The sequence below is a fragment of the Roseofilum acuticapitatum BLCC-M154 genome, from assembly GCF_030068475.1.
Taxonomy (GTDB): Bacteria; Cyanobacteriota; Cyanobacteriia; order Cyanobacteriales; family Desertifilaceae; genus Roseofilum; species Roseofilum acuticapitatum.
The window spans coordinates 1-5,789 of record NZ_JAQOSP010000144.1 but is presented as its reverse complement, the minus strand read 5'-3'; the positions used below and the strand labels follow the sequence as shown (position 1 = coordinate 5,789).

General features: G+C 49.8%; 4 protein-coding genes. 1 reads left to right on the top strand and 3 read right to left on the bottom strand.

The features are described from left to right. Window positions 1-226 precede the first annotated feature (226 nt). The gene (locus tag PMG71_RS22120) at window positions 227-847 is read right to left on the bottom strand and encodes a hypothetical protein (protein WP_283755904.1); all 621 of its coding nucleotides are present in this window, start codon (window positions 845-847) and stop codon (window positions 227-229) included. Between the two features lie 150 nt (window positions 848-997). Here PMG71_RS22120 and dxs point away from each other — a divergent pair, with 150 nt between their 5' ends. Next, window positions 998-2,908: a 1-deoxy-D-xylulose-5-phosphate synthase gene (dxs, locus tag PMG71_RS22115; protein WP_283755903.1), complete on the top strand. Its 1,911-nt coding sequence runs from the start codon at window positions 998-1,000 to the stop codon at window positions 2,906-2,908. Between the two features lie 179 nt (window positions 2,909-3,087). On the opposite strand, the gene PMG71_RS24280 is transcribed toward dxs, so the two are convergent. After that, complete coding sequence (locus PMG71_RS24280) at window positions 3,088-3,339, bottom strand: class I SAM-dependent methyltransferase (RefSeq protein ID WP_430541028.1); 252 nt, start codon at window positions 3,337-3,339, stop codon at window positions 3,088-3,090. Window positions 3,340-3,447: 108 nt separating this feature from the next. Next, window positions 3,448-5,046, bottom strand: a complete 1,599-nt coding sequence (locus tag PMG71_RS22105; RefSeq protein ID WP_283755901.1) for a calcium-binding protein — start codon at window positions 5,044-5,046, stop codon at window positions 3,448-3,450. Window positions 5,047-5,789: the final 743 nt, after the last annotated feature.

Sequence of the window (5,789 nt, the reverse complement as noted above, 5' to 3'; positions counted from 1 at the left end):
ATAGCGAGCAAGATGCTCGCACCCCCATCTCCCCATCTCCCCATCCTTGTGATAGCGAGCAAGATGCTCGGACCCCCCTCGGCCCCACGCCCCCGCGCCCCCGCCGCACCGCACCCCCCGGCGCGCCCCCGGGCCCGCCGCCGTGGCGCCCACCTCCCCCCCCAACACCCGGGGGCCGCAGGCGGCCCAATACAGCACTTGGCGAGATCCCCCGTCCTACTTGCGACTATCGAGAGGGAACACCTAACTGATCTAAATCGGGTTCAATGCCAGGAATCAGGGGTAGGGGTGGGGGCGCTCCGGGGGTGGGGGCTAAGGGTTGTCCGACGTTAGATAAATTAGGATAGAATCCTCTGGGTTGATCGCGGGCTTCGATGCAATTGTTGATTAGCACTTGGGTGCTTAAGTCCATATCCCGACTCATACCGACGACGCATTGGGCAAAGCGTTGGGGTAAAAGACTTCGCCGACAAGTCTCTAGGGCAGTGGTGGCGATGAGATCGGATTCATCTAGGCGATTAATATCGGTTACGCAACTGGCTAAATCTAGGGGACGACGCACTTGACGACAGGTTGATAGGGCGGCTGAGGGGCCAATATCATCATTATCATTGGCAATTCTAATGACACAGGCGGAAATATCCTTGGGATATAGGGCTGCTCCACAAGCAATAGAGCGCTCTGGGGCAGAGATGCCGATCTGGGCTAACTCATAATTGCAGGTTTCAAAGGCATTACGGGCGATCGCCGGTTCAGAAGACCCCAATACAGCACTGAAGGCGGTGAGCAAAAGCCCGCCCATCAAGGGATTCAAAGCAGAAGTTAAGGGAAATTTACCATTAGGCATTCTTACAGCTCCTCACGAAAAGCAACAGGGCAAGCAGTTGTGTCTAATTATTGCTTGAAGTGAGATTAGAAGCTACAACTGCTCTCTAATAATTTACAGTGGATAAGGTATGGAAAACTAAGTTTATGAAAAACAGAGGACACCTTACCTATGCATTTAAGTGAACTCACTCATCCCAACCAATTGCATGGCTTGTCCATTGCCCAATTGGAACAAGTCGCTCGTCAGATCCGAGAAAAGCATCTACAAACGATCGCCGCTAGTGGAGGGCATTTGGGGCCCGGTTTGGGGGTAGTTGAGCTGACTTTAGGTCTCTATCAAACCCTGGATCTTGACCATGATAAAGTGGTTTGGGATGTGGGTCACCAAGCCTATCCCCATAAAATGATTACGGGACGCTACAACCAATTTCATACCTTACGGCAAAAAGATGGGATTGCAGGCTATTTGAAACGCTGTGAGAGCAAATTTGACCATTTTGGTGCGGGACACGCTTCTACGAGCATTTCTGCGGCTCTGGGGATGGCTTTGGCACGGGATAGGATGGGCGAAAATTATAAGGTGGCTGCCATCATTGGGGATGGCTCGCTAACGGGGGGAATGGCCCTAGAAGCGATTAACCATGCGGGTCATTTGCCCCATACAAGGCTGTTGGTGGTCTTGAATGATAATGAAATGTCGATTTCGCCTAATGTGGGGGCGATTTCCCGGTATCTGAATAAAATGCGCCTGAGTCCGCAGATGCAGTTTTTGACGGATAATCTGGAGGAGCAATTTAAGCATATTCCGTTCTTGGGCGAAACTTTTACTCCAGAGATGGAGCGAGTGAAGGAAGGGATGAAGCGCTTGGCAATGTCTAAAGTGGGCGCTGTGATTGAGGAATTGGGCTTTACTTATATGGGGCCGGTGGATGGCCACGATTTGCAGGAGCTGATTGCTACGTTTGAACAGGCACACAAAATCGAGGGGCCGGTGTTGGTGCATGTGGCGACGACGAAAGGGAAAGGCTATGCGATCGCCGAAAAAGACCAAGTAGGCTATCATGCCCAAAGTCCCTTTAATTTGGCTACCGGTAAGGCTATCCCCTCCAATAAGCCCAAACCCCCGTCATACTCCAAAGTATGGGCACATACCTTGACTCAACTAGCGGAAAATAATCCCAAGATTATCGGCATTACGGCAGCCATGGCGACAGGAACGGGTTTGGATAAACTGCACGCCAAGTTACCCAATCAGTATATTGATGTGGGCATTGCCGAACAACATGCGGTGACTCTGGCTGCGGGGTTAGCTTGCGAAGGAATGCGGCCGGTTGCCGCTATTTATTCGACTTTCTTGCAACGGGCTTATGACCAGGTGATCCATGATGTTTGTATCCAAAAACTGCCGGTGTTCTTCTGTTTAGACCGGGCGGGAATTGTGGGTGCAGATGGCCCGACTCACCAAGGAATGTATGATATTTCTTATTTGCGCTGCTTGCCCAATTTGGTGCTGATGGCTCCTAAAGATGAGGGGGAACTGCAACGGATGATGGTGACGGGAATTGAGTATACGGATGGCCCGATCGCCATGCGCTATCCTCGTGGTAATGGTTACGGTGTGCCCCTGATGGAAGAAGGTTGGGAACCCTTGGAAATTGGCAAAGGGGAAATCTTACGCAATGGGGATGATTTACTTCTGGTTGCCTATGGTTCCATGGTGCATCCTGCGCTCCAGGTGGCTGAGTTGTTGAGCGAACATGGAGTGGAAACGACGGTGGTGAATGCTCGTTTTGCTAAACCCTTAGATACGGAGTTGATTGTGCCTTTAGCCGAAAAAATCGGCCGGGTTGCCACCCTGGAAGAAGGCAGCTTAATCGGTGGTTTCGGTTCGGGTGTGGTCGAAGCGCTGATGGATGCTAATATTGTGGTTCCGGTTCAGCGTTTAGGTGTTCCTGATATCCTGGTGGATCATGCCACACCGGATCAGTCGAAAACGGAGTTAGGATTAATGCCAGCACAAATGGCTGATTCAATTCGCGATCGCTTTTTCCAACACCAACCCACCCCCGTCAACGCTTAGTCTTAGGGAATGGGGAGCATAAGGGGCGGGTTTACAAAGGTCATGGCTTAGTTTCCTGATAGGTTGAAAAACCCGCCCCTACGACTGGTGTTCCTGCCCACCCTATGGCTACGGCTAGAAACCCGGTTTCTTGAAGAAACCGGGTTTCTGGTTCCCCGTTCATTTTTAATTTTTAATTTTTAATTGATTTTCCGGTGACACCAGAGGGAGGGGGCGATAAGTTCGCCGGCAAGGGAGCAATTTTGCACCGCTTGCATGACACCGGGCCATTTTTCTTCGGTGTCGTCGAAGAGCATAGTGCTGCCGGGTTTGAGTTTGGGAGTGTAGTGGATGATGTCCGCTTTTACGTCGTCGTATTTGTGCCCCGCATCAATGAAGATCAGGTCTACGGACTCGTCGGCAAAGAGGGAGGATGCGGCGGTGGTGTTCATGACATGGAGTTGGATTTTGGGGTTGAGTCTGGAGATAGCAAAATAGGGTACGTTATTAACGCACCCTATCTGACTAGAAAAAAGCTAGTGAATCAATGCTTGAGCTAGTTAAATGAAGTTGGAAGCTGTTAACTGAGTTGCAGTTACACCATTCAAGAAAGCTAGTACAACATCATTTGTAGCGCTAAAGGTATTGGTAGCACCAGCAGCATCACCTGTTTCAACAAATACATATGCGCCCGCAACACTATTAACTGTAGCATTGGCAGCACCAATCTGACCAAACGCGAGACCATCACCATTACCACCAACACCACTACCACCAAATGTACCGCCAAAGTTGTAGGTTCCAATAGGAATATTTCCGACTGCGGCGGCGATGGTAGTTGATGCTTCTACCACTTCAATCCTATCACTAGCAACCTGAAAATCGGTTATCCAATCAGCATCAGTAGCAACCAAGGCCGGCGCGGTACCATCAGCATCAAAGGTTATAAGTGATGTCACGGCATATCGGAAGGTATCTTCACCAGGGGTATTACTTGGGGTAGTGGTTGTTGAAATATCACCGGTTAATCCACCGGTGAGAGTGTCACTTCCTTTTCCGCCTTCTAGCAGATCGTTGTCACGACCACCAACCAGGCTATCATTGCCATCTTCACCTTGCAAGGTGTCAGCTTGGTCTCCACCAAAAATATTGTCGACACCATTTCCACCTAAGAGGCTGTCTTGACCAATACCACCATCTATAAAATCATCTCCTCCATTACCATTGATGGTGTCGCTTCCTTCTTCTCCAAGCAAAGAATCGAGGAGGAAAGTACCAGCTACAGGAGTATTTTCATCACCTCCCTGGATAGAGTCATCACCTGCTCCGCCAATAATCGTGTCCCTTCCATTGTTTCCACCCCGGAGGATATCATTACCTTCATCTCCGGTGATAGAGTCATTACCTACACCACCAATAACGCTATCTGCGCCATCTCCACCGGAGTAAGTCTTGTTCTCAGTTGATGTTTCTCGACCAATGGTGTCGTCACCTGCGTCACCAGAGATGGTATCGTTACCCGATACAATAGCTGCGTCTGTCGGTATCCGATTCACTCCATTCGTGCTATCAAATACCAAAGCTGCGTCTGTATCGATGTAGTCATTGCCTTGACCACCATGGATAGAGTCATTACCACCGCCACCAACAATGGTGTCACTGTCTGCTCCACCTAGTATGGTATCATTCGAGGCTACACCATCATCGTCACCCCAAATAATGTCAGTACCGCGATCTCCAGATAGAAAATCATTGCCACCTCGACCTCGAATGATATCAATTCCTTGACCTCCAAACATGCTTTCATTGGAACCCCCTGAACCATACAGAGAATCATCGCCTTGACCTCCGAAAGCTTGGGGAAGGTTTCCACCTTGGAGAACGATGGTATCGTTACCCAGATCGCCGGACAGGATATTAAGGGCGAGAGGTCGCTGACTCCCTACGATACTGTCGTCACCTTGACCCCCGAATACAATCAATGTAGGGGATAGGTCAGCACTGATGACATCATTTCCTTGGTAGCCATAGACGATATCTTGAGACCCTAGGTTAGCCTCATCAACACTCAGATTGATACCTGGCTCGCCTTGGTTAGTTCCGAACCAGTAACGAGTTGCAAACTGGTTGGGAAAGTCTTGTCTTGTAAATCCGCTCATCGTTCACTCCACAACGTTGTTAGATGTACTTGTATATTTGTGCAGAGACACATTTTAACTTAACTGTCCTTGAGCATGATAACCGAAAATTTGCTCAATGGGCATTTTTTCAGAAATTTGGCTCTGGGGTACAGGTCACAGTATAGCCTACTGGCTGGGGGTTAGAGGTATTGGCAATTTTACCCAAACACTCTAACGGCACGTGACAGAGACAATGATACCACCAGATTTTGAAAATGTGTCTACCTGCACGGGAATTTTTTCAAAATTTAATCGGTGGTTTAGGTTTTCATGTCCTGTGTTTATCTACAGGTGGGGCTTGTGGATTCCGGATGCCCTCTCGCGATCGCCCGGTGGGGGAGGGCGGGTTTAGGACAGGTATCGGTGGGTGTCGTTATGGGTGGGTTTAACCCGCCCCATGCCGATCGCCTGGTGGTGGAGGGCGGGTTTAGGACAGTTATGGGTGGGTGTCGTTATGGGTGGGTTTAACCCGCCCCTACGGTTTGGGCTTGTTAATTTTTAATTTTTAATTTTTAATTTTTAATTGAACCGGCGATGTTGTAGGGGCGGGTTTTACCCAGGTTTAGGATACCCACCATCAATGACGTAAACCCGCCCTATCCCGATGGTCAATTGTTCATTATTAGATGAACCGGCGAACGCCCGGTCGAGGAGGGCGGGTTTAGGAGAGTTCTGGGTGGGAGTCCTAATGGGGTGGGTTAACCCGCCCCATGCCGATCGCC

Excerpts from the sequence above, each read along its gene's own strand:
- PMG71_RS22120 (WP_283755904.1), bottom strand. The coding sequence starts at position 847 with ATGCCTAATGGTAAATTTCCCTTAACTTCTGCTTTGAATCCCTTGATG.
- dxs (WP_283755903.1), top strand. The coding sequence starts at position 998 with ATGCATTTAAGTGAACTCACTCATCCCAACCAATTGCATGGCTTGTCC.
- PMG71_RS24280 (WP_430541028.1), bottom strand. The coding sequence starts at position 3,339 with ATGAACACCACCGCCGCATCCTCCCTCTTTGCCGACGAGTCCGTAGAC.
- PMG71_RS22105 (WP_283755901.1), bottom strand. The coding sequence starts at position 5,046 with ATGAGCGGATTTACAAGACAAGACTTTCCCAACCAGTTTGCAACTCGT.